The sequence below is a fragment of the Azospirillum brasilense genome, from assembly GCF_007827815.1.
Taxonomy (GTDB): Bacteria; Pseudomonadota; Alphaproteobacteria; order Azospirillales; family Azospirillaceae; genus Azospirillum; species Azospirillum brasilense_C.
Map to the genome: position 1 here is coordinate 495,624 of NZ_VITH01000001.1, position 22,385 is coordinate 518,008.

Consider the following 22,385-nt stretch of genomic DNA (forward strand, 5'->3'; position numbering starts at 1 on the left):
CCCCTTGCCCATCACCCTTTACGGGGCGCCTGCCGCAGCAGGACATCCGTCAAGCCCACCGGCAGAGCCGCCATCAGCCACACCGCGGCGGCCATCGGCCAGGGGAAGGCGATGCGCGCCCGGTTGTGGGCCAGCCCGCTCTTGATGACCTGGGCGGCGCGGTCCGCCTCCATCAGGAAGGGCATGGGGAAGCGGTTCACCGCGGTCATCCGGCTTTTCACGAAGCCCGGACAGATCACCGTCACGCCGATCCCCTGCCCCGCCAGATCGCCGCGCAGCGACTCGCCGTAGACCCGCACCGCCGCCTTGCTGGCGCAATAGGCGGGCGCGCCGGGCATGCCGCGGAATCCGGCCAACGAGGCCATCAGGGCGATCTGCCCGCGCCGCCGCGCCTGCATGCCGGGCAGCAGCGGGTGGACGCTGTTCAGCACGCCGTCCACATTCACCTGGAAGATGCGCCGCGCCTGCTCGGCGCTCTCCACGCCGCCCCCGGTGCCGGCGGAGATTCCGGCGTTGGCGATGACCAGATCGACCGGCGCGCGGGCGTCCAGCGCGCTCAGCCACCCCGCCATCGCCGCGCGGTCGGCCGCATCGACCAGCGCGGTTTCCACCGCCGCCCCGGCGGCGCGGCAGCGCTCCGCCACCGTCTCCAGCCTTGCGGAATCGCGCCCGCTCAGGGCCAGCGTGACGCCGGGCGCCGCGTAGACGCGGGCCAGTTCCTCCCCGATGCCGCTGGACGCCCCGGTGATGACGATCGAGCGCGGATCGCGCATGCCCCTGTCCCCCCTTCCTTGTCCTATGTCCCTGACGCTTGTTGCCTTGGCCGCCCGACGCTATAACGTGAGCCTCCCAATCACACAAAGACTCGTCGAGGCCGCTTTGCCCGCCCAACGCTCCGCCGTATCCAGCATGACCGGTTTCGCACGCGTGGACGGGCATGCCGACGGCTACAGTTGGACCTTCGAGGTGAAGAGCGTCAACGGGCGCAACCTCGACATCCGCTGCCGCCAGCCCGCCGGCTTCGACACGCTGGAGGCCGCCGCCCGCGCCGAGATCCCCAAGCGGCTGGCCCGCGGCAGCGTCAACCTGAACCTGACCGTCACCCGCAGCCAGTCGGTGTCGCAGCTCCGCATCAACCGCGAGCTTCTCGCCCAGGTTCTGGAGCTGGCGCGCGAGATCGAGGGCGCCGGGGCCGCCGCGCCGCGGATCGACTCGCTGCTGTCCGTCCGCGGCATCATCGAACCGGTGGAGGAGGACGAGGGCGACGCGCGGGAGCGGGTCGAAGCGGCGCTGAAGGCCGACCTCGGCCGGCTGATCGGCGAGCTGGTCACCGCCCGCCTGTCGGAAGGGGCGCGTCTGGTCACCGTCCTGAACGGCCATCTCGACGAGATCGAGCGGCTGATCACCGCCGCCGCCGCCTGCGCCAGCACCCAGCCGGAGGCTTTGCGCGAACGGCTGCGCAGCCAGGTCGCCGCCCTGCTCGACGCCGCCCCGGCCCTGCCGGAGGAGCGGCTCGCCCAGGAGGCCGCCATCCTGATCGCCAAGGCCGACGTGCGCGAGGAGATGGACCGGCTGCGCGCCCACATCCAGGCCGCCCGCGACATGCTGGCGGAGGGGGGCGCCATCGGCCGCCGCTTCGACTTCCTGTGCCAGGAATTCAACCGCGAAGCCAACACCCTGTGCTCCAAGTCCGCCGACGTGGAGCTGACCCGCATCGGCCTGTCGCTGAAAGCCTCCATCGAGCAGCTTCGCGAGCAGGTCCAGAACATCGAGTGATACCCGCCTCATGCCCGAGACCATGAACACGAAGATCGCCCGGCGCGGCCTGATGCTCGTGCTGTCCTCCCCCTCCGGGGCGGGCAAGACCACCATTTCGCGCCGCCTGCTGGACCGCGACCCCGGCATCACCCTGTCGGTGTCCGTCACCACCCGGCCGATGCGCCCCGGCGAGCAGCCGGGCGTCCATTACTACTTTGTCGACATGCCGGAGTTCGACCGCATGGCCGGCCAGGGTGAGTTGCTGGAGCACGCCCGCGTGTTCGGCAACTGCTACGGCACGCCGCGCCACGCCGTGGAGACCGCGCTGAGCGCCGGGCGCGACGTGCTGTTCGACATCGACTGGCAGGGCATGCAGCAGCTGGCGGCCAACGCCCGCGCCGATCTGGTCAGCGTCTTCGTCCTGCCGCCCTCGGGCACCGAGTTGGAGCGCCGCCTGCACGCCCGCGGGCAGGACTCGGCGGAGGTGATCGCCCAGCGCATGGCCAAGGCGTCGGACGAGATCAGCCACTGGGGCGAGTATGATTACGTGATCGTCAACAACGATGTGGACGAGAGCGTCACCGCGGTCCAGGCCATCCTGCGCGCCGAGCGGCTGCGCCGGGCGCGGCAGGTCGGGATGCCGGCGTTTGTGGAGAGCGTGCAGGCGGCGCTGTAAGGCGGCGGCCCCCTCCCACCCCACTTCGTGGGTCCCCTCCCTCCCCCGCTTCGCGGGAGAGGGCACTCATCCCCTCCACCGCGAAGCGGGGGAGGGTTAGGGAGGGGGCAAGGACCTACTTCCCCCGAAACGCCCGCGCCAGCGCGGCGAACCCCGCCACATCCACCTCCTCCGCCCTTGCGGTCGGCTCGATGCCGGCGGCGGCCAGCAGCGCCTCCGCGTTCCCCAGGCTCTTCAGGCTCTGGCGCAGCATCTTGCGGCGCTGGCCGAAGGCGGCGGCGGTCACCTGCTCCAGCGCCTTCCACTCCGCCGGCTCCGGGTTGGCGCGCGGGGTCAGGTGGACGATGGTGGACTCCACCTTGGGCGGCGGGGTGAAGGCCTTGGCCGGCAGGTTGAACAGCACCCGCGCGTCCGACCGCCATTGCGTGATCACCGAAAGGCGGCCGTAGGCCTTGCTGCCCGGCTTGGCGACCAGACGGTCCGCGACCTCCTTCTGGAACATCAGCGTCAGGCTGACGAACTCCTCGATCCGCCCCAGCCAGCCGATCAGCAGCGGCGTCGCCACGTTGTAGGGCAGGTTCGCCACGATGGCCCTCGGTGCCGGAGCGATCGCGATGGGATCGACCTCCAGCGCGTCGCCCTCGACGATGGACAGCCGCCCGTCCGCCGCCTGGATCACGTCCTGCAACGCCTCGATGAAGCGGTGGTCGCGCTCGATGGCGATGACCCGCTTCGCCTTGGTCGCCAGAAGGGCACGGGTCAGCCCGCCCGGACCAGGACCGATCTCCACGACCGTCACGCCGGCCATGTCGCCCGCCGAGCGCGCGATGCGGCCCGTCAGGTTGAGGTCGAGCAGAAAGTTCTGCCCGAGCGCCTTGCGGGCATCCAGCCCGAAACGGGCGATCACCTCGCGCAACGGCGGCAGGGCCTGCGGGTCGAAAGCGGTGGGCATGGGGCCAGACATGGGGGCGGGATCGGGCGTGGCGTCGGTCATGGCCGCACTTATAGGACGGCGCGGGCCCGCCGTCATCTGCCGCGCGTCGTTCCTACCCGTCGCTCTTGAGCGCGATGTTCTCCGGCGTGGCGTCGAGACGGCCCGTGCAGGTGATGCGTCGCCCGTCGTCGAAAGCCTGGGACGGCTTCGGCCCGACGGTCACCTGCAGAACCACGCGGTCGGCCATCTGGTCGCCGAGGTCCTGGGGCCGGTCGCCGCCCTGGGAATCGTGGCTGAACACGCTCTCCAGATACCAGGCCGCCCCGCCCGCCCCCTGCGGCCCGCCGCGGACCAGCGCGCCGGCCAGACGGGTGTAGAGGTCCTTGCACACCTCCTCGGTCCGGTTGCGCGGCAGATCGACGAAGTTGGCGTAGGCGACGATCCGCCGGTCCTGGAAGCGGTAGAAGACGCCGCTGCGCGACACCTCCGTCCGCAGATCGCGGGACAGCCCGTCCACCGTGTCGTGCAGGTCGCCGCGCAGCCGGGTCATCCCCCAGTCGAGCAGGGTCACCGGCTCCCGCGCCAGCCAGTCCAGAGCGTCACGGGCCTGAACCGGTCCTGAGACGAAGGACAACAACAGGACGAGCGCGGCGAAACCCCTCATGGCGTCGGGCCTCCGGACCATCGTTGCGGCGCAACCGTATTGGCGATGCTATGCCAGGAGCACGGTCATCGCCAGCCGGATTCCGGGCCGCATGCCGCACCCAAGCCGGGGTACCCCCGTCAGCCCTCCAGCAGGAAGTCGCGCACCGCGGCGATCTGGTCCCCGGTCATCAGCGCCGGGGCGTGGCCGGTGTGGGCGAACTCCACCAGACGAGCCTTCGGGCCGCGGCGGGTCATCTCCTCCGCGGTCTCCGCCGGAAGGATGTCCGAGGTGGCGCCGCGAAGCACCAGAACCGGGCAGCGGATGCGGTCCCAGACGGCCCACAGGTCCACATCCTCCATCGGCTGCGCCTTGAAGGCCTCGGCGATGGCCGGATCGTAGGCGAGGCCGTAGCAGCCGTCCGGGCGCAGTCGGGCGCTGTGCTCTGCCATGTGGCGCCACGCCTCGTCGGGCAGCCGCCCGAAGCCCATCAGGACGAAGCGCAGGTAGGACTCCACCGCCGCCAGATCCTCGAACACCGGGTCCTTGCCGACGTAATCGGCGATGCGCTGCAAGCCCGCCTTCGGGATGAAGGGGCCGATGTCGTTGACCACCAGACGGCGGATCGGGCTGTCGGGCTGGGCGGCCAGCAGCATGCCGATCAGCCCGCCCATGGACGTACCGACCCAATCCACCTCTTCCACCCCCAGCCGGGCGATCAGCGCCGCCATGTCGGCGCAGTATTGCGGGTAACCGTAGAGCGTCGGGTTGGCCAGCCGGCCGCTCTTGCCACGCCCCACCACATCCGGGCAGGCGACGCGGTAGCGGTCGGCCAGATCGAGCGCCAGCGCGTCGAAATCGCGGCCGTTGCGGGTCAGACCATGCACGCAGACGGCGGTGCGGGCGGCGTCCTCGCGCCCCCACTGGGTGTAGGCGACGCGGTGGAACCCCGCCGCGCTGAGGCCGAGAAAGCTGCGTTCGGACATCGGCACGGGCGCGCCCTCCCCTGTTGATTCGTTCTCAGCCCTTGCCGGGCTTCGCCAGCTCCGCCGCCTGCCGGACGACCATCGGCGACGGTTCCGCCGCCGCCGCGTCGAAAGGATGGCGCGGCGCATCGTACAGGCGGCGGATGGCGCGCACGTAGTTCCGCGTCTCCTCGTAGGGCGGAACGCCCCGGTAGCGGTCCACGGCCCGCTCCCCCGCGTTGTAGCCGGCCAGGGCCAGCGTAACGTCCCCCTGGAAATAGGCCAAGAGCCAGCGCAGATAGCGCACGCCGCCGCGGATGTTCTGGGCGGGGTCGAAGACGTCGGACACGCCGAACCGCTCCGCCGTGTCGGGGATGAGCTGCATCAGACCGGCGGCCTCCTTCGGCGACACCGCGTCGGAGCGGAAGGCGCTCTCCACCCGGATCACCGCCATGACCAGCGCCGGGTCCAGCCCGTACTGCGGCGCGGTCTTGTGGACCAGTGCGATGATCTCCGGCGGCGGGGGCAGCGCCTCGCGCAGCGGAGCCGCGCCGGGGCGGCACCAGGGGCGGACATGGCCCATGCGGCCCGGCACATAGGCGACCAGCCGCCGCGCCTCCTTGTGGCCGCGCGACGCCGCGGCGCGCAGCCACGCCGTGCCGACCCGCTGGTCGCGCTTCACCCCGACGCCGAACAGGAAACGCCGCGCCATGCGGTAGGACGCCTCCGGATCGCCCTTCTCCGCCGCCTCGCAGTCGGCCATGCGCGACTCGCGCGAGGAGACGGAGCCGGACTTGCCCGCGGCGAGGGCGGAGGGGGCCGCCAAGGCGACGAAAAGGGCGAACATCAGAGGGAGGAAACGCACGGGTTGGCCTTGGAGCGGTCTGCAAAACCGCATTGATATGAGGCTGCCCGCAGGACACGGCAAGCGCAGGGCAGGGTTACCCTCTTTTCGACACAGCGCGCAGGCGGTCGCGCAGCGACCGCGCCCAGCCGCGGATCACCGCCAGCGCCGGGCGGATTGCCGCGCGTACCCGCCCCACCAACCGCTTGGCGGCCTGCCAGGGCGGCAGGGCGGTCAGCCAGGCCAGCCAGCGCACCACCCGGACATAGCACCAGGCGAAGGCCGGGATGGTCAGCAGCTTGTCCTTGCCGATGTGGAACAGCCGCTCGACCAACGTGACCTTGACCAGTTCCACGGCCCCCAGAAGCAAGGCGCCCTGGACCGCGTGCCCGGTGCCCATCAGGTACAGGCCGACCGGCTTCAGCGGCTCCAGAATCACCAGCGGAATCACGAACAGCGCCAGCGTCGGATAGGGGCCGAGCCGGCGGATGCGCGCCGCCAGCCGTTCGGCGAAACGTTGCCGTCCGATCCAGGCGGCCAGCGGGCGCAACGCCTCCAGCGCCACCGCGTCGATCAGGAAATAGACCAGCGCCGCGACGGTCAGCAGGGGGCGCAGCACGAAGCGGCGCAACAGCCCACCCAGCCTCCGCCCCAAGCTCCGATCCAAAGTCCGAGAGGAGGAATTTCCGTTCGAGGTAGCCATTAGGTCTTTCGTCAGGCGTACAGGGGCGTTTCGCCGGCTTGGGTTCGCCGCGGATTTCCACTATCTAACGTTTCTGCCATTGCGCGTCCGTCCCCTCGTCCACTCTCGGTGCGCCCCATCGTGCTCGGCCATTACGATCCTTACCTCGTTGCGCTGTCCGTTGTCGTGGCCTCTTTCGGCGGCTATGTGGCTCTGGACCTCGCCTCCCACGCGCGGGATGCCGGGCGGGGACGGAACGGCTGGCTGGGCGCCGCGGCGCTCGCACTCGGGGCGGGGATCTGGTCGATGCACTTCATCGGCATGATGGCGATGCGCATGCCCGTGCCGGTGTCCTACGACATCCTGCTGACCGCGTTATCCTTTCTGCTGGCGGTCGGGGTGTCGGGGACCGGCCTCTTCGCCGTGGCGCACGGCGGGGGCGGCCGGACGACCCTGGCGGCGGCGGGCCTGCTGACCGGTTTCGGGATCGTCTCCATGCATTACGTCGGCATGGCCGGCATGCGGCTGCCGGTGCCGCTGGTCTACGACACGGTTCTGGTCGTCGCATCGGTGGCAATCGCCGTTGCCGCCTCCACCGCCGCGCTCTGGCTCGCCTTCCGCACGGCCAGCCCCCTGCAGCGCCTGTCCGGTGCGCTGGTGCTCGGCGCCGCGGTGGTCAGCATGCATTACGTCGGCATGGCCGCCGCCAGCGCCGCAGAGGACGCCGCCGGGAACGCCGCCGGGAACGCCGCCGGGAACGCCATGGGCCACGCCATCGGTGTGGGGGCCGTCCCGGCCGTCGACGATCTCGGCCTCGTGCTGTCCACGCCGTCCCTGGCGGTGGGGACCGGAATCGGGACGCTGCTGATCCTCTCGCTGGGGCTGCTCTCCGTCCTGATCGACCGGCGCCGCTCGGCGGAGCGTGCGGCGGGGCAGGAGGCGCGCTACCGCGCCGTCGTCGACTCCGCCGTGGACCCCATCGTGGTGATCGACGAGACCGGCACCATCCAGTCCTTCAACCGGGCGGCCGAGACGACCTTCGGCTACGGCGCGGAGGAGGCCGTCGGCGCCAACGTCCGCATCCTGATGGCGGAGCCCCACCGCTCCGCCCACGACGGCTACATGACCCATTTCCGCGAGACGGGCGAGCGGCGGATCATCGGCATCGGGCGCGAGGTCGAGGGCCGGCGCAAGGACGGTTCCCTCTTCCCGCTGGAGCTGTCGGTGGCCGAATGGCACGACGGGCGGCAGCGCCTGTTCACCGGCATCATGCGCGACATCACCGCCCGCAAGGCGGCGGAGGACGCCCTGCACCGCGCCAAGGCGGAGGCGGAGCGCGCCCGCGAGGAGGCGCTGGCCGCCCGCGACAACGCCGAACGGGCGGACATGGCCAAGACCAAGTTCCTCGCCGCGGCCAGCCACGACCTGCGCCAGCCCGTGCAATCGCTGTTCTTCTTCGCCCATGCCCTGTCCGACCGGCTCGACGGCCACCCGGCCTCCCCCCTGCTGGCGAGCATGAGCGAGTCGCTGAACGGCCTGCGCACGCTGCTGGACAGCCTGCTGGACGTGTCGCGGCTGGACGCCGGTGTGGTAACCCCGGCGGTGACGGAATTCGCGCTGGGCCCCCTGTTGCAGCGTCTGGCCGAGGAGTACCGGGGCCGCGCGGCGGAGGTCGGCATCGCCCTGCGCCTCGTCCCCACCGACGGCTGGACGCGCAGCGACCCGGCGCTGGTCGAGCGCATCCTGCGCAACCTCGTGGAGAACGCCATCCGCTACACCGAGAGCGGTCGGATCCTGATCGGCTGCCGCCGCACCTCCGGCGGCCTGCGGATCGAGATCCTGGACACCGGCATCGGCATCCCCGAGGACAAGCGCGACGAGGTGTTCGTCGAGTTCGCCCAGCTCGCCAACCCGGAGCGCGACCGCCGCAAGGGGCTGGGGCTGGGGCTCGCCATCGTGCGGCGGCTGGCCGGGCTGCTCGGCCATGAGGTCACCCTGCGCTCCGAGCCGGGACGTGGCAGCGCCTTCGGCCTGACCGTGCCGTCGGTCGCGCCGCGCCGGGTGATGAAGACCTGCCGACCGGCTCCCCAGTCCGGCGCCCAGCCCCCCGCCAACGGCGGCAAGGGTCTGGTCGTGGTGGTCGAGGACGACGCCATCATCCTGCTCTCCATGCGGACCATGCTGGAGGAGTGGGGGTATGAGGTGGTCGCCGCCGTCTCCGCCGACGAGGCGATCGGCACGCTGACCAGCCTCGGCCAGCGCCCCGACATGATTGTCGCCGACTACCGCCTGCGCGAGGGACGGACCGGGCTTCAGGCCATCCGCGACATCTACGGCGTCTGCGGTGTGCGGGTGCCCGCGCTAGTGCTGACCGGCGACACCGACCCCGCGCGCATCGCCGAGGTCCAGCAGAGCGGCCACCGTCTCCTGCACAAGCCCGTGGCACCCGAGGTGCTGCGCAACGCCCTGACCTCCGCGGCCTAGACGCGTTTTCCCCGGCCGCTCCCGGCCGAGACCCGAGTGTGGTTGAAAGCGCGCTCCGCCCCGCTTATGGTCTTGGAAAAAGGCGCGTTTGCGCCGAAACCAGAATCAGGTTCCAGGAGCGCCCCCCATGAAAGCCATGCTGCTCGGCTTCGCCGCCGCCATCGTCATCGCCGTCGGCGCGTCGGTCGCGCTGACCTCCATCGACCACAGCTCGGCCAGCCGCTTCTCCAGCAGCTCGGTCCGCCTCTGACGCTTACCCCCGGCGACGGTCAGGCGCGGCGGCGGGCGGCCATGGCCTCCGCCGTCGCCAGGGCGGCGATCAGGCTCGACGCCCCGGCCTTGCCGGTGCCGGCGATGTCCAGCGCCGTCCCATGATCCGGCGAGGTGCGGACGAAGGGCAGCCCCAGCGTGATGTTGACCCCCGTGTCGAAGTCGATGGTCTTCAGCGGGATCAGCGCCTGGTCGTGGTACATGCACAGCGCCGCGTCGTAGCCGCGCCGCGCCACCGCGTGGAACAGCGTGTCGGCGGGCTTCGGCCCCACCGCGTCGATGCCCTCCGCCCGCAGGTCAGCGACCGCCGGGGCGATGATGTCGATCTCCTCCCGCCCCATGGCGCCGCCCTCCCCCGCGTGGGGATTCAGGGCCGCGACGGCCAGCCGGGGCCGGGCGATGCCGAAGTCGCGGGCCAGCGCCGCCGCGGTGACCTGCCCGGCGTGGAGGATCGCCTCCCGCGTCACCAGCGGCACGGCGTCGCGGACGGAGACATGGATGGTCACCGGCACGACGCGCAGATCCTGCGCGGCCAGCATCATCACCGGCTCTTCGGTGAGCCCCGCCAGATGGGCCAGATACTCGGTGTGTCCGGGATGGCGGAAACCGGCTGCGTAGAGCGCCGACTTCTGGATCGGGTTGGTGACGACCGCCGCCGCTTCCCCGCGGCGGACCAGCTCGACCGCCCGGTCGATGCTGGCGATCACCGCCGCCCCGTTGGCCGGATCGGGCCGGCCCGGCGTGACCGGGACCGCCAGCGGCTGGGGCAGCACCGGCAACGCCGCGCCGAACAGCGCAGCACCCTCGGCCATGCTGCCCACCGCCCTCACCGGGACCGGCAGACCGAGCCGGGCGGCGAGCGCCTCCAGGCGGGCGGGATCGTCCAGAAGGACGAAGGGCGGCACCGCGCCGTCCGCGCGGGCCGCCCCGGCCTTCGCCCGAGCGTCCGCCCAGGCCTTCAGTGCGATCTCCCCGCCGATCCCCGCCGGCTCGCCCATGGTCAGGGCGAGCGGCGGCCGGACGCCGGACGTGGTCATCAGTTGCGGATCTCCACGAAGGCGGTGCGGCGCAGGTCGCGCAGGTAGCGGCGGGCCAGCAGGTCGGCGCGCTCGTTGATCAGGTCGCGCTCGATCTCCTCGCGCGGCGGCATCTTGATGTCCTTCGGATCGATCGGCGGCGGGGCCGGGGCGGCCACCGGCTGCGGCTCGGCCTCGGGCGGCGGCTCGATCATCGGCACGTCGCGCTTGCAGACGATCAGGATCACGGCGCCGCCCGGGCTCATCAGCACCGGGCTGGGCTGGCCGAGCGGGATGCCGACGGCGAGCTGCTGGAGGCCCGGCGCGAGGTCCTTGACCCGCAGCGTGCCCATGTCGCCCGATTCCGGAATGCCCATGGCGCGGGCCTTCTCGTCGAAGTCGGTGCAGCTCTTGATCGACTTGCGCAGCTTCTCCGCCTGCGCCTGGACCGCCTTCAGCTCCTCCTTCGAGGGGGCCGGGATGACGATCTGCTTCATGTTGACCTTGGCCTTGGCCAGATCGGGCTTCGGCTGGGCGCGCGGGCGCGGCGGCGGGGCCGGCGGCGGAGCGGTGGAGGCGTTGCTGCCGAAGGGCCGCTGGTCGCGGACCAGCAGGACGTGATAGCCGGTCGCCGTGCGGACCGGCGAGGAGAGCTGGCCGGCGCGCATGGTGGACAGGGTCTTGTCCAGCTCGGCGTTCAGCTCGCCCGTGCGCACCCAGCCCATGTCGCCGCCCGAGGCGGCGCCGGCGGACTGCGAGAACTGGCGGGCCAGCGCGGCGAAGTTGCCGCCGCGGCGCACCTCCTCGACCAGCCGTTCGGCGTTGCGGCGCACCTCCTCGTCCTGGTCGGGGCTGTCCACCGCCAGGAAGATCTCGGCCACCAGATACTCCGGCTTGCCGATGTTGGCCTTGATGCGCTGCATCACGGCGTCGATCTCCTCGTCGCCGATCACCACCTCCTGCCGGATGCGGCGCTGCATCACCCGCTGCCAGGACAGCAGCGCCCGCACCTGCTCGCGCAGGGTGGAGACCGGGACGTTCTGGGCCTTCAGCATGGCTTCGAGCTGCGGGCGGCCCATGCGGTTCTGTTCGGCGATGCGGCCGATCGCCTCGTCGATGTCCTTCGACGGGACCGAGACGCCGAGACGCTTGGCCTCCTGGAGCTGGAGCCGCTCGTCGACGAGCTGGCGAAGCACCTGCGGGGTCAGGCGCTGGCGCGTCTCCGCGCTGTCCTGGGCGCCGGCGTTCAGCAGAGCGAGGCGGATGCGCGCGTGCACGTCGGACAGCGAGATGACCTCGTCGTTGACGACGGCGGCGATGCGTTCCGCGGGGCCTTGCGTTCCCGCCGGGCTGTTCGGAGCGTTGGGAGCCCGCGTCTGGGCCGCGGCGGGCGATCCGGCGGCAAGAAGGGCGCAGGCGGTCGCCACGGCGAAGGCAGACCGGACGGCTCGCAAACTCTGCATGGTGCTCCAGACTCCAGAGGTGGTTGCCGTTTAATACGGCCCCCCCGGGCGCGTGTAAACGGAATCGTGGGACGCATCCTGCAACGGAATTGTGTCCAAAGACCGGGCGGGCGGTGTCGGGCCCGCTCCGGATCCGGCGTCAGCCGTCCTCCAGATGCAGCAGCGCTGCGGTGCCCAGAAGCACGCTGACGCAGGCCGGGCTCCAGGCCGCCATGGCCAGCGGGATGGTCTCGGAGATGCCGAAGGTGCGGATCACGTCGGTCATCACGAACAGGACGAATCCGGTCAGCACGCCGCCTGACACCATCGTCATGGTGCCGCCGCGCCGCGGCAGCCGCAGCGAGAAGGCCGCGGCGAACAGCACCATCGCCACATAGAGCACGGGCTGCGACAGCAGCGACTGGTAGTGCAGCCGGTGCCGCACCGCCGGGAAGCCGGTGGCCTCCAGCGTGCGGATGAACTGCGGCAGCTCCCAGAAGGAGATCGTCTCCGGCGCGGCGAAGCTCTCCTCGATGGTGGTCCGGTTCAGCTCCGTCGGGATGACGTAGGCCGGGACCGTCTCCGATTCCTTCTTGCCGAGGTTGATCGTCGCGTCCTGCAGCTCCCACTTCCGGTCGCGCAGCACGGCGCGCGGCGCGTCCACCCGGCCGATGTAGGTCATGTTGGTGTCGAAGCGCAGAACGATGACCTGCGACATCTCGAAGGTCAGCGGGTTCACCCCGTCGGCGTGGATGAAATACTGCTCCCCCGCCTCCTGCTGGCGCAGCCAGAGGCCGCTGCGCGAGACGTCGAAACTGCTCGACTTCAGTTTCAGGTAGCGGTCCTGAAGCTGGTTGTACTTGGCGATGAAGACCGCGCCGACCGGGTTGATCATCGTCACCTTCACGGCGCCGATCATCAGTGCTGCGATCAGCACCGGGGTCAGGAACTGCCACGCCGACACGCCGACTGCGCGGGCCACCACCAGCTCCGCGCTGCGCGTCAGCCGCCAGAAGGTGAACATGCCGCTGAACAGGATCACGAAGGGGAAGATCTGCTGGCCGATCTCCGGCAGCTTCAGCAGGGCCATGCGCAGGACCAGCCAGAAGGTGATGTCCGGCTTGGTTCCGGCGCGGCGCAGCAGCTCCACGACGTCGAGCAGCAGGATGATCGACAGCAGGATGCCGAGCAGCAGCAGGAACCAGGTGACGAACTGGCGCCCGATGTAGCGCGACAGCGTGGCGGATGAATACATGGGCTCCGGCCTCCCCGGCCGATCGACGGGCGGTACGCGGCGCGCCGGGGGCTTCCACCACGGCGTGACGGGGCTATGTACTGCGGACGGGCGCGGGAAACAACCGGTCCGCGCCTTGACAGGGCGCACGGGAAGGTCTTTATCCCAGGGTGGTTGCGGATCGATCCCACCCGCCCCGGCGCCCGCGCGCCGGCCGTCCCAGCCGAGAGGAGCCCGAGAGGAGCCGATGAAGTTCGCCTTTGCGAAGCCCGCGCTGCCCAAGTCCGGCACCGTCGCCGTCACCATCGCCACCGATCGCGCGCTCGGCGCCGCGGGGCAGGATCTCGACCAGAGGACGGGCGGCTCGCTGTCCCGCGCCATGAAGGCCAGCCGCTTCACCGGCAAGCGGGAGGAAACTCTGGCGATCCTCGCGCCCGCCGGGGTGGAGTTCGACCGCATCCTCCTGGTCGGCATCGGCAAGGGCGAGGATCTGTCCGAGGCCACGCTCCAGGCCGTCGGCGGCGCCATCGTCGCCGCCCTGGAAAAGTCCGGCGAGACCGAGGTCTCGGTCCTGCTCGACCTGCCGGACGGCGGCACCGTGGCCCCCGACGCGGCGGCGGCGGAGCTGGCCTTCGGCGCGCAGCTCCGCTCCTACCGCTTCGACAAGTATCGGACGACCGAGAAGAAGGAGGCCAAGCCCTCCCTCAAGAAGATCATCGTCCTGACCGCCGAGCCGGACACCGCCAAGCGCGCCTATGGCCGCCTGGAGCCGCTGGCCGAGTCCGTCGCCTACACCCGCGATCTGGTGTCGGAGCCGGCCAACGTCCTGAACCCGGAAAGCCTCGCCGACCGTTGCCGGGACCTGACCGAGGTCGGCCTGCAGGTCGAGGTTCTGGACCTCAAGAAGCTGAGGAAGCTCGGCATGGGCGCGCTGATCGGCGTCGCCCAGGGCAGCGCCTTCGAGCCGCGCGTCGTCGTGATGCGCTGGGACGGCGCCCCCGACGCCGAGGATCGCCGCCCGCTCGCCTTCATCGGCAAGGGCGTGACCTTCGACACCGGCGGCATCTCCATCAAGCCCGCCGCCGGGATGGAGGACATGAAGTGGGACATGGGCGGCGCCGCGGTGGTCATCGGCACCATGCGCGCGCTGGCCGCCCGCAAGGCGAAGGTCAACGCCGTCGGCATCGTCGGCCTGGTCGAGAACATGCCGTCAGGCACCGCGCAGCGCCCCGGCGACGTGGTGACCTCGCTGTCCGGCCAGACCATCGAGGTGATCAACACCGACGCGGAAGGCCGCCTCGTCCTGGCCGACTGCCTGACCTACGCGCAGGAGACCTTCAAGCCGCGCCTGCTGGTCGACCTCGCCACCCTGACCGGTGCGGTCATCATCGCGCTGGGCCATGAGCACGCCGGCCTGTTCGCCAACGACGACTGGCTGGCCGAGAACCTGCTGGCCTCCGGCAAGTCGGTGGGCGAGCCGCTGTGGCGCCTGCCGATGGGCGACGCCTACGACAAGGACATCAACTCCGACATCGCCGACATGAAGAACGTCGGGTCGGGCCGCGGCGCCGGCAGCATCGTCGGCGCGCAGTTCCTCAAGCGCTTCGTCGAGGATCTGCCCTGGGCGCACATCGACATCGCCGGCGTCGCCTGGTCGAAGAAGGACACGGCCACCGTGCCGAAGGGCGGCACCGGCTTCGGCGTCCGCCTGCTCGACCGCTTCGTGGCGAGCTATCACGAAGGCAAGTGAGGTCTTCGTCCGGCGGGGCGCCGCCCTGCCGGACGCATTCACGGACCGCAGGACTTCCGGACGATGAGGCCATGACCGAGGTCCGTTTCTATCACCTCCAGCGGCGCACGCTCGAACAGGCATTGCCGAAGATCCTGGAAAAGGTTCTGGAGCGCGGCTGGCGCGCCGTCGTCCTGGCCGGCTCGCCGGAGCGGGTGGACGCGCTCAATCAGCATTTGTGGACCTACGATCCCTCCTCCTTCCTGCCGCACGGCGCGGCGCGCGACGGCTTCGCCACCGACCAGCCGGTCTGGCTGACCGCCGAGGAAGAGAACCCCAACGGGGCCACCGTCCTGATCCTGGTGGACGGGGTGACCAGCGGCGCCATGGAGTCCTTCGACCTCGTCTGCGACCTGTTCGACGGCAACGACGGCGAGGCGGTGCTGGCGGCGCGCGAGCGCTGGAAGGTCTGCAAGGCCGCCGGCCATGCCCTCACCTACTGGCAACAGAACGACCGCGGCGGCTGGGAAAAGCGCGCCTAAAACCGACTAATTTTATATGCTTTAAAGCATTCTTCGAGTGATACCGCTAACGCGGTGTAATATTGCATTCATTTGTCTCAACCGTTCTTGACGGGCCTCCTGTGCGCAAGGTTAATCTAAAACCCGTAAAATCCCGCGGGGCGGCGCACAGGTGGAGGGCAGTATGCAAAGGTGCGTCCATAGGACCGGGACGGCTCCGCCATGACCCGGAGCGCTCTCAACCCGACCTTGGCGCGGGACGTCAAGGACGCCGCCATCCTGATCGTCGACGACAACGCGTCGAACGTCGAGCTGGTTCGCGACATCCTGATCCACGAGGGCTACACCGCCGTGCGGGGGGAAACCGATCCGCGCCGGGTCCCCGCCCTCTGCGAGGCGCAGCGCTTCGACCTTCTGCTGATCGACATCCGCATGCCGCACATGAGCGGCTTCGACCTGATGGAGCGCATCAACGCCCTGTATGGCGACGATGTCGTTCCCATCCTCGTGCTGACCGCCCACACCGACCAGGAGACTCGGCGGCGCTCGCTGGAGCTGGGCGCCAACGATTTCCTCACCAAGCCCTTCATCGCCTGGGAGCTGCTGCACAGGGTGCGCAGCGTGCTGGAAATCCGCAAGCTCTACCAGCGCGCCGCCGAGCAGAACCGTGGTCTGGAACGCCGCGTGTCGGAACGGACCGCGGAACTCAGCGCCGCCCTGGAGGCCGCACGCCACGCCGACCGGGCCAAGCTCGACTTCCTCTCGGTGACCAGCCATGAGTTGCGGACCCCGCTGAACGCCATCATCGGCTTTGCCGAGGTGCTGTCCAGCGAGGCGCACGGGCCGCTCGGCCACGACGACTACATGGATTACGTCCGGCTGATCGAGGAGAGCGGCAAGGCGCTGCTCGGCATGGTCAACAACATCCTGGACTTCACACGGGGGTCCGGCGGAATCGACCTTGCTGAATCGACCATCGACCTGCCCGCCCTGCTGATCCGCTGCATCGACCTGCTCGGCCCCAAGGCGCAGGCCAAGGCGCAGACCATCACGCTCCAGCCCGGCCCGCCCGTCACCTTGCGCGCCGACCAGCGCCGGCTGGGGGAGATGATCGTCCATCTGCTGGACAACGCGGTGAAGTTCGGCCACCGGGGCGGGGGGGTCACGCTGCGGATCGCGCTTCAGGGCGGGATGGTCGCCATCGCGGTCGCCGACGACGGCCCCGGCATCCCGCCGGAAATGGTCGACCACGTCTTCCGCCCTTTCATCCAGGGCGAATGCTCGCTGGTCCGCCAACATGAAGGGATCGGGCTGGGCCTGCCCATCGTCCGCCGCTTCGCCGAATTGCACGGTGGCAACGTCGAATTGGAAAGCGCGCCGGGGCGCGGCACCACCGTGACCATCCTGTTGCCCGCCGCCCGCCTGACGGCCCCGCCCATCGCCGGCCTCCGGGAATCCCGGGCTTTGTGAGGGCGGCCGAGGCCGGGCGGGCCGGGTGCCGGGTTTCCCGATCACTCGGCCCAATCACTTGGCCCGATCACCGGACCCTCAATCACTCGGCGAGGCTGGGTTCCTCCAACGGTCCCGCCCCGGCTTCGGCCGGGTTGGCCGGCGCGGTTTCCGGCAGGCCCAGGAACAGGGCGGCCAGCGCGATCAACGCCATCGCCCCCGCCGTCAGGAAGGCGGCGGAATAGCCGAAGCGGTCGACGATCACGCCGGTAACGAAGCCGCTGGTCGCCGCACCCACCCCCTGCATCGTGGCGACCGCGCCGAAGGCGAGGTTGTAGCGCCCGGTGCCGCGCATCAGGTCGGCGATCACCAGCGGCGTCAGGGCGGTGAAGATGCCGGCGCCGACCCCGTCGAGAAGCTGGACGCCGATCAGCCAGGCGCTGTTGTCCGACAGGGTGTAAAGGAGGGCCCGCAAGGGCAGGATGGCGAAGCCGACCAGCAGGATCGGCTTGCGGCCCCATTGGTCCGCCGTCCGTCCGACCAGGACAGCGATGGGCAGCATGACGAGTTGGGCGGCGATGATGCAGGACGACATCATGACCGTCGCCCATTCCGGGTGCGCCGCGGCCAGCTTTTGCCCGACCAGCGGCAGCAGGGGCGCGTTGGCGAAATGGAACAGCAGGGCGCAGATGCCGAAGATCAGCAGCGGCCGGCAATGGACCAGGATGCCCATGCCCGACACCGTCTCCCCGTCGCCCACCCCGTCGCCCACCCCGTCGGCGGCGGAGGCCTCCACCCCACGCGCCCGGCGCTGGTCGATGGCGGCGGCCGGAATCGACAGGACGGCCAGCGACGACAGGACGGCGAACACCGGCACCAGCAGGAACACCGCCTGCTGGGAGAACAGCCAGCCGACCAGCCCGGCGAGCGCCGCCACGGCCACGTTGCCCGCATGGTCGAAGGCGGCGTTGCGCCCCATCCGCCGGGCGAGCAGGCGCTGTGGGACAAGGCCGAGGGTCAGCGCCGCCACCGCCGGGCCGAAGACGTCCCCGACCACCGCGATCAGCGTGTTGGCGATCAGGACCGGCCAGAAGTTGGGGAACAGGTAGATGCACAGCGCTCCGGCGCCCAGCACGGCCAGGGCCAGGACGATGGCCTCGCGCTTGCGGTGCGTGGCATCGATGGCCGCACCGATCGGCGTCTGCACGGCAAGCCCGAGCCAGCCGGCGAGGCTGGTCACCAGCCCGACCTCCGACTGGCTCCAATGCTGTTGGGTCACCAGAAAGACGTTGAGATAGGGGCCGAGCGCCCCTCTTACGTCCGCCAGCAGGAAGTTCACGGCGTCCAGCGACGCCGGACGGAAGCCCCGGCCGGTTTCGCCCGAAGGCGCCGACACCCGTTCAATGCTGTCAGCAGGCAACGCGCTCTCCTTCCCAAGGATCTGGCAAAAAGACCGCGGCCAGACGCAAGGGTTAGGAACAGCGGGCGCCGCAAAATGGCACCATGGAACGGCCCGCTCAAGGTGATCGTGACCGGGCGGTCAGATCACCTCAAGGCTTTGACAAATGAAAGGTTGCCGATAGAACTTATCATCGCAACCGAAAACTGCGCATTAGGCAATTTTCGGAGTCTCTGGCGTTATTTCGTTTCCACGCGCATGAGATCGCCCAGCTTGTCGAGCAGGTAGTCCAGATCCTCCGCCGCCAGATCCTCATACTGGGTCAGGATGCGCTCGATCACCCGGCGGCGGTGGCGCTCGATGTCGTGCGGCTCGCCGTCGTAGGGGGTTTCCTTCAGCACGTCCAGGGCGATCCGGCAGGCCGGCAGCAGGGCCGGCGGCTGCTTCGCCTTGTCGTAAATGGACTTCAGACCCAGCCGCCCGGCGTCGTGGATCAGCAGGCGGGCGTTGGTGAGCGGCACGTTGGCGAGGTGGGACAGCGCCGTCTCGAAAAAGGCGGCGTCGCCCATGCACAGCGCCCGCACCATCAGCGACGGAGTCAGGCGGCCGCTGCGCGAGAGCTGCGCGACCAGCCGCTCCAGCGCGCCCTCGTCGCTCTCGCCGGAGAAGAGGGAAACGGTGGCGCGTTCACGGCTTTGCAGGATCAGGTCGGCGGCGACCTTGGCCGGGAGGTCGTGGTTGGCCACCAGATGCTGCTGCAGCTTCTCCGAAACCACGGCGACCAGCCGTTCGGCGATGGTGATCGGCAGGCGGGCGCGCTGGACCAGCGGCTCCTGCACCGTTTCGCTGTCGGCGAAGCGCTCGATGACCCTGCCGAGCGTGCCCTCGCCGAGGTCCGCGCTCTCGTTGGCGACCAGCACCGCCACCGCCCCTTCCGATGCGGTGTCGATCAGCGCGTCGGCGACGCTGGCCGACAGGGCCGGGCGCTGCGCGATGGCGGTGTGCTTGGCGTCCGTGCCGGTCCGCACCAGCTCGACGAGGTCGGCGTCGGTCAGCACGGTGGAGACGCTGAGCACCGGGATCGCCACGGCCTCGACATCGCGCGCCAGCATCAGCGCGACGTCGCGCGGCAGCGCCGGGTTGGCCTTCAGATTCTCGGCCAGCGACTGGCGGACGCGCACCACGGCGTCGCGAGCCATGAAGCGTATGATGTCCTCGGCGAGCCGGCGCTCGCTCTCCGACAGGCTGGTCGCGGAGAATTGCTTGGCGATCTTGACCGCCAGTTCGGAACGGCTGTTCGGCGACGGGTCCGACAGCAGCCGGGACACGTCGTCCTTGGTGAGTTGGTCGCTCATGGGTCCCTGACCCTTTCCTGCCCTGTATCGCCCCCGTGTCCTGGATTCGTGCATCAGCGGGAGCGAATGTATTCAGGTCATGATCGGACCAAAGCATTGAGCCTTTGTTAACGACGATTTCCGGTGAGGGACCGGCCCCGGCCGTTCCTCACCAGCCGCCCCTTCCCGAGCCGCCATGCCGGTGATGATGGCGGGGGCCGCCATGATGCCCACCGCGATATCCCCCGTAATAGCCGCCATAGTAGGGGCGGCCGTAGACGACGGGGGGCGGTGCGTAATGGCGGTACTGCGGGCGCTCGTAATAGCCGTAGCCATAGGACCGATGTCCGTAGCCGTAGACGGGCCCGGGAGTCCCGGCGGCGACATAGCAGCCGGACAGCAGAAGGGCGGCGAAGGACAGAAGAGACAGCGAGCGGAGCGTCGACATGGGCGTTCCTGTCAGGGATCGCGGCCCGGCGGGCGGGCCGTACTGACAGGATGAACGCCGGCGGCCGGGATATTATTCCCGAGCCGGCTCCGCCCTTCCGTCAGCGCCGCCCGCGTCGTCCCTGTTTCTTCGGGGCGCCCTCGGGGATGCCGCGGCCCTGGCGGGCAGAGCTGATGCCGATGCTGCCCGGCTGCTCCAGCCCGAGGTCCATCGCCTCCAGGCGGCGCAGCTCGTCGCGCAGGCGGGCGGCCTCCTCGAACTCCAGATCGGCGGCGGCGGCCTTCATGCGCTTTTCCATGTCGGCCATCACGGACTTCAGATTGTGGCCGACCAGTTCCGACGCGTTCAGGCCGGTCTTCACGGTGACGTGGTCGCCGCGCTCGTAGACGCTCTCCAGGATGTCGCCGATGGCCTTCTTCACGGATTCCGGCGTGATGCCGTGCTCCAGATTGTAGGCCCGCTGCTTCTCGCGGCGGCGCGCCGTCTCGTCGATGGCGTACTGCATGCTGCCGGTGATCTTGTCGGCGTAGAGGATCGCCCGCCCCTCGACGTTGCGGGCGGCGCGGCCGATGGTCTGGATCAGCGAAGTCTTGGAGCGCAGATAGCCTTCCTTGTCGGCGTCCAGGATGGCGACCAGCGAGCATTCGGGAATATCCAGCCCCTCGCGCAGCAGGTTGATGCCGACCAGCACGTCGTAGGCGCCGAGCCGCAGGTCGCGGATGATCTCGATGCGCTCCAGCGTCTCCACGTCGGAGTGGATGTAGCGCACGCGCAGCCCCGCCTCGTGCATGTATTCGGTCAGCGCCTCGGCCATCTTCTTGGTGAGCGTGGTGACCAGCACGCGGTTGCCCTTCGCCACCACCTCCTTGCACTCGTGGATCAGGTCGTCCACCTGCGTCTCGGTGGGACGGATGATCACCTCCGGGTCGATCAGGCCGGTCGGGCGGACCACCTGCTCGGCGAAGACGCCGCCAGTGCGCTCCATCTCCCAGGGGCCGGGGGTGGCCGAGACGAAGACCGTCTGCGGGCGCATGCCCTCCCACTCCTCGAACTTCAACGGGCGGTTGTCCATGGCGCTGGGCAGCCGGAAGCCGTATTCGGACAGCGTCTCCTTGCGCATCCGGTCGCCACGGTACATGCCGCCGATCTGCGGCACCATGACGTGGCTCTCGTCGACGATCAGCAGCGCGTCGCCCGGCAGATACTCGAACAGCGTCGGCGGCGGCTCGCCCGCCGCGCGGCCGGTCAGGTAGCGGGAGTAGTTCTCGATGCCGGCGCAGGCGCCGGTGGCCGCCATCATCTCGATGTCGAAGGTCGTGCGCTGCTCCAGCCGCTGCGCCTCCAGCAGCTTGCCCTGGGCGTTGAACTCCTCCAGCCGGAGCTTCAGCTCGCGCTTGATCTGCTCGATGGCCTGATTGAGCGTCGGCTTGGGCGTCACATAGTGGCTGTTGGGATAGATGCGCACGGCCTCCAGCGAGGCGATCTTCTCGCCGGTCAGCGGATCGATCTCGTGGATGCCCTCGATCTCGTCGCCGAACAGCGAGATGCGCCAAGCGCGGTCCTCCATGTGGGCGGGGAACAGCTCCACCGTGTCGCCGCGCACCCGGAACAGGCCGCGCCCGAAGGCCGCGTCGTTGCGCTTGTACTGAAGCTCCGTCAGCTTGCGCAGCAGATCGGGCTGGGCGACCACCTGTCCCTTGCGCAGGTCGACGGTCATCTCCGAATAGGTCTCGACCGAACCGATGCCGTAGATGCAGGAGACCGACGCCACGATGATGACGTCGTCGCGCTCCAGCAGCGCCCGCGTCGCCGAGTGGCGCATGCGGTCGATCTGCTCGTTGATCGAGGACTCCTTCTCGATGAAGGTGTCGGTGCGCGGCACGTAGGCTTCCGGCTGGTAGTAGTCGTAGTAGGAGACGAAGTATTCCACCGCGTTGTTCGGGAAGAAGGACTTCATCTCGCCATAGAGCTGTGCCGCCAGCGTCTTGTTCGGGGCGAGCACCAGGGTGGGGCGCTGGACGTGCTGGATGACGTGCGCCATGGTGAAGGTCTTGCCCGACCCGGTGACGCCGAGCAGCACCTGATCCTTCTCGCCCGCGCGCAGCCCCTCGGTCAGCTCCCCGATGGCGCGCGGCTGATCGCCGGAGGGTTTGAACTCCGACACCAGTTCGAACTTCTTGCCCGCCTCCAGCTTGGGCAGGGACTTCTGCGGGAGGGCGGTCAGGACGGGATGGGACATGGGGCAGCGCTCGCGCCAGGGGTACGGAACGGGAACCGATTATATAGTCCGGTCGCCCCGCGATTGCCACACGTGCACGCGGATCGGCCGAGACTATCACCACAACAAGCCAGCCAAGCCGTGCGTCCACCATTCCCAATCACGAACGCGATGTGAAATATTTCAGAGAAGAAATAAAGCAATGAATATCATTGTATGTAGAATTCTAAGGTATTGAGAAAAATGAATTAATGATGTTTCCAATAGTATCCGGATTGGATATTTGTATTGACTAAACGATCCGATGGGCTAACGTTTTTCCGCCCGATATCAGGGAGG

At 69.6% G+C, this 22,385-nt stretch carries 20 protein-coding genes; 7 read left to right on the forward strand and 13 right to left on the reverse strand.

Annotation, left to right across the window (positions count from 1 at the left end; translation table 11 throughout):
- Nucleotides 1-11: 11 nt before the first annotated feature.
- Complete coding sequence (locus tag FBZ83_RS02340) at nucleotides 12-773, reverse strand: SDR family NAD(P)-dependent oxidoreductase (RefSeq protein ID WP_145680885.1); 762 nt, start codon at nucleotides 771-773, stop codon at nucleotides 12-14.
- Nucleotides 774-909: 136 nt separating this feature from the next.
- Between FBZ83_RS02340 and FBZ83_RS02345 the strand changes: the two genes are divergently transcribed.
- Entirely contained in the window at nucleotides 910-1,776 is an 867-nt protein-coding gene (locus FBZ83_RS02345) for a YicC/YloC family endoribonuclease (RefSeq protein ID WP_145680886.1), read from the forward strand.
- A gap of 10 nt (nucleotides 1,777-1,786) precedes the next feature.
- Nucleotides 1,787-2,434, forward strand: coding sequence for a guanylate kinase (gmk, locus tag FBZ83_RS02350; RefSeq protein ID WP_145680887.1), 648 nt, complete (start codon nucleotides 1,787-1,789; stop codon nucleotides 2,432-2,434).
- A gap of 115 nt (nucleotides 2,435-2,549) precedes the next feature.
- Here gmk and rsmA read toward each other — a convergent pair whose 3' ends face one another.
- The 5 genes from rsmA to FBZ83_RS02375 form a co-directional block, all read right to left on the reverse strand.
- Complete coding sequence (gene rsmA / locus FBZ83_RS02355; RefSeq protein ID WP_186465965.1) at nucleotides 2,550-3,398, reverse strand: 16S rRNA (adenine(1518)-N(6)/adenine(1519)-N(6))-dimethyltransferase RsmA; 849 nt, start codon at nucleotides 3,396-3,398, stop codon at nucleotides 2,550-2,552.
- A gap of 82 nt (nucleotides 3,399-3,480) precedes the next feature.
- Nucleotides 3,481-4,032 (reverse strand): hypothetical protein, encoded by a 552-nt coding sequence (locus FBZ83_RS02360; RefSeq protein WP_145680889.1) that lies wholly within the window; start codon nucleotides 4,030-4,032, stop codon nucleotides 3,481-3,483.
- Nucleotides 4,033-4,151: 119 nt separating this feature from the next.
- The gene (locus FBZ83_RS02365; protein WP_145680890.1) at nucleotides 4,152-5,003 is read right to left on the reverse strand and encodes an alpha/beta fold hydrolase; all 852 of its coding nucleotides are present in this window, start codon (nucleotides 5,001-5,003) and stop codon (nucleotides 4,152-4,154) included.
- A gap of 28 nt (nucleotides 5,004-5,031) precedes the next feature.
- Complete coding sequence (locus FBZ83_RS02370) at nucleotides 5,032-5,841, reverse strand: lytic transglycosylase domain-containing protein (protein ID WP_145680891.1); 810 nt, start codon at nucleotides 5,839-5,841, stop codon at nucleotides 5,032-5,034.
- Nucleotides 5,842-5,917: 76 nt separating this feature from the next.
- Nucleotides 5,918-6,475 (reverse strand): hypothetical protein, encoded by a 558-nt coding sequence (locus tag FBZ83_RS02375; RefSeq protein ID WP_145680892.1) that lies wholly within the window; start codon nucleotides 6,473-6,475, stop codon nucleotides 5,918-5,920.
- A gap of 168 nt (nucleotides 6,476-6,643) precedes the next feature.
- Here FBZ83_RS02375 and FBZ83_RS02380 point away from each other — a divergent pair, with 168 nt between their 5' ends.
- Together FBZ83_RS02380 and FBZ83_RS32245 are read left to right on the forward strand one after the other, a co-directional pair.
- The gene (locus tag FBZ83_RS02380; RefSeq protein WP_145680893.1) at nucleotides 6,644-8,986 is read left to right on the forward strand and encodes a hybrid sensor histidine kinase/response regulator; all 2,343 of its coding nucleotides are present in this window, start codon (nucleotides 6,644-6,646) and stop codon (nucleotides 8,984-8,986) included.
- Between the two features lie 127 nt (nucleotides 8,987-9,113).
- Complete coding sequence (locus FBZ83_RS32245; RefSeq protein WP_257722160.1) at nucleotides 9,114-9,236, forward strand: hypothetical protein; 123 nt, start codon at nucleotides 9,114-9,116, stop codon at nucleotides 9,234-9,236.
- A 19-nt stretch (nucleotides 9,237-9,255) separates the two neighbouring features.
- On the opposite strand, the gene pdxA is transcribed toward FBZ83_RS32245, so the two are convergent.
- The 3 genes from pdxA to lptG all read right to left on the reverse strand — a co-directional run bounded on the left by pdxA (nucleotide 9,256) and on the right by lptG (nucleotide 12,969).
- The gene (gene pdxA, locus FBZ83_RS02385) at nucleotides 9,256-10,293 is read right to left on the reverse strand and encodes a 4-hydroxythreonine-4-phosphate dehydrogenase PdxA (protein WP_145680894.1); all 1,038 of its coding nucleotides are present in this window, start codon (nucleotides 10,291-10,293) and stop codon (nucleotides 9,256-9,258) included.
- Nucleotides 10,293-11,735: a peptidylprolyl isomerase gene (locus FBZ83_RS02390; RefSeq protein ID WP_145680895.1), complete on the reverse strand. Its 1,443-nt coding sequence runs from the start codon at nucleotides 11,733-11,735 to the stop codon at nucleotides 10,293-10,295. The genes pdxA and FBZ83_RS02390 overlap by 1 nt, the downstream gene beginning before the upstream one ends.
- Nucleotides 11,736-11,874: 139 nt before the next feature.
- The gene (lptG, locus tag FBZ83_RS02395; protein WP_145680896.1) at nucleotides 11,875-12,969 is read right to left on the reverse strand and encodes an LPS export ABC transporter permease LptG; all 1,095 of its coding nucleotides are present in this window, start codon (nucleotides 12,967-12,969) and stop codon (nucleotides 11,875-11,877) included.
- Between the two features lie 226 nt (nucleotides 12,970-13,195).
- Between lptG and FBZ83_RS02400 the strand changes: the two genes are divergently transcribed.
- The 3 genes from FBZ83_RS02400 (at nucleotide 13,196) to FBZ83_RS02410 (ending at nucleotide 16,668) form a co-directional block, all read left to right on the forward strand.
- A complete protein-coding gene (locus tag FBZ83_RS02400) occupies nucleotides 13,196-14,698 on the forward strand; it encodes a leucyl aminopeptidase (RefSeq protein WP_145680897.1) in 1,503 nt (500 codons plus the stop codon).
- A gap of 71 nt (nucleotides 14,699-14,769) precedes the next feature.
- Nucleotides 14,770-15,219 carry a DNA polymerase III subunit chi gene (locus tag FBZ83_RS02405; RefSeq protein WP_145680898.1) on the forward strand — a complete coding sequence of 150 codons (450 nt, stop codon included), beginning with the start codon at nucleotides 14,770-14,772 and terminating at the stop codon, nucleotides 15,217-15,219.
- Between the two features lie 201 nt (nucleotides 15,220-15,420).
- Entirely contained in the window at nucleotides 15,421-16,668 is a 1,248-nt protein-coding gene (locus FBZ83_RS02410; protein WP_145680899.1) for an ATP-binding response regulator, read from the forward strand.
- Between the two features lie 82 nt (nucleotides 16,669-16,750).
- Here the strand turns inward: FBZ83_RS02410 and FBZ83_RS02415 are convergent, their stop codons facing one another.
- The 4 genes from FBZ83_RS02415 to uvrB form a co-directional block, all read right to left on the reverse strand.
- Nucleotides 16,751-18,067, reverse strand: a complete 1,317-nt coding sequence (locus tag FBZ83_RS02415; protein WP_211101611.1) for an MFS transporter — start codon at nucleotides 18,065-18,067, stop codon at nucleotides 16,751-16,753.
- A gap of 218 nt (nucleotides 18,068-18,285) precedes the next feature.
- On the reverse strand, nucleotides 18,286-19,401 hold the full coding sequence (locus FBZ83_RS02420; protein ID WP_145680900.1) for a DUF2336 domain-containing protein: 1,116 nt from the start codon (nucleotides 19,399-19,401) through the stop codon (nucleotides 18,286-18,288).
- Between the two features lie 148 nt (nucleotides 19,402-19,549).
- Nucleotides 19,550-19,828 carry a neuropeptide-like protein 29 gene (locus FBZ83_RS02425; protein WP_145680901.1) on the reverse strand — a complete coding sequence of 93 codons (279 nt, stop codon included), beginning with the start codon at nucleotides 19,826-19,828 and terminating at the stop codon, nucleotides 19,550-19,552.
- 100 nt (nucleotides 19,829-19,928) lie between these two features.
- Nucleotides 19,929-22,067, reverse strand: coding sequence for an excinuclease ABC subunit UvrB (gene uvrB, locus FBZ83_RS02430; RefSeq protein ID WP_109138712.1), 2,139 nt, complete (start codon nucleotides 22,065-22,067; stop codon nucleotides 19,929-19,931).
- Between the last annotated feature and the right edge of the window lie 318 nt (nucleotides 22,068-22,385).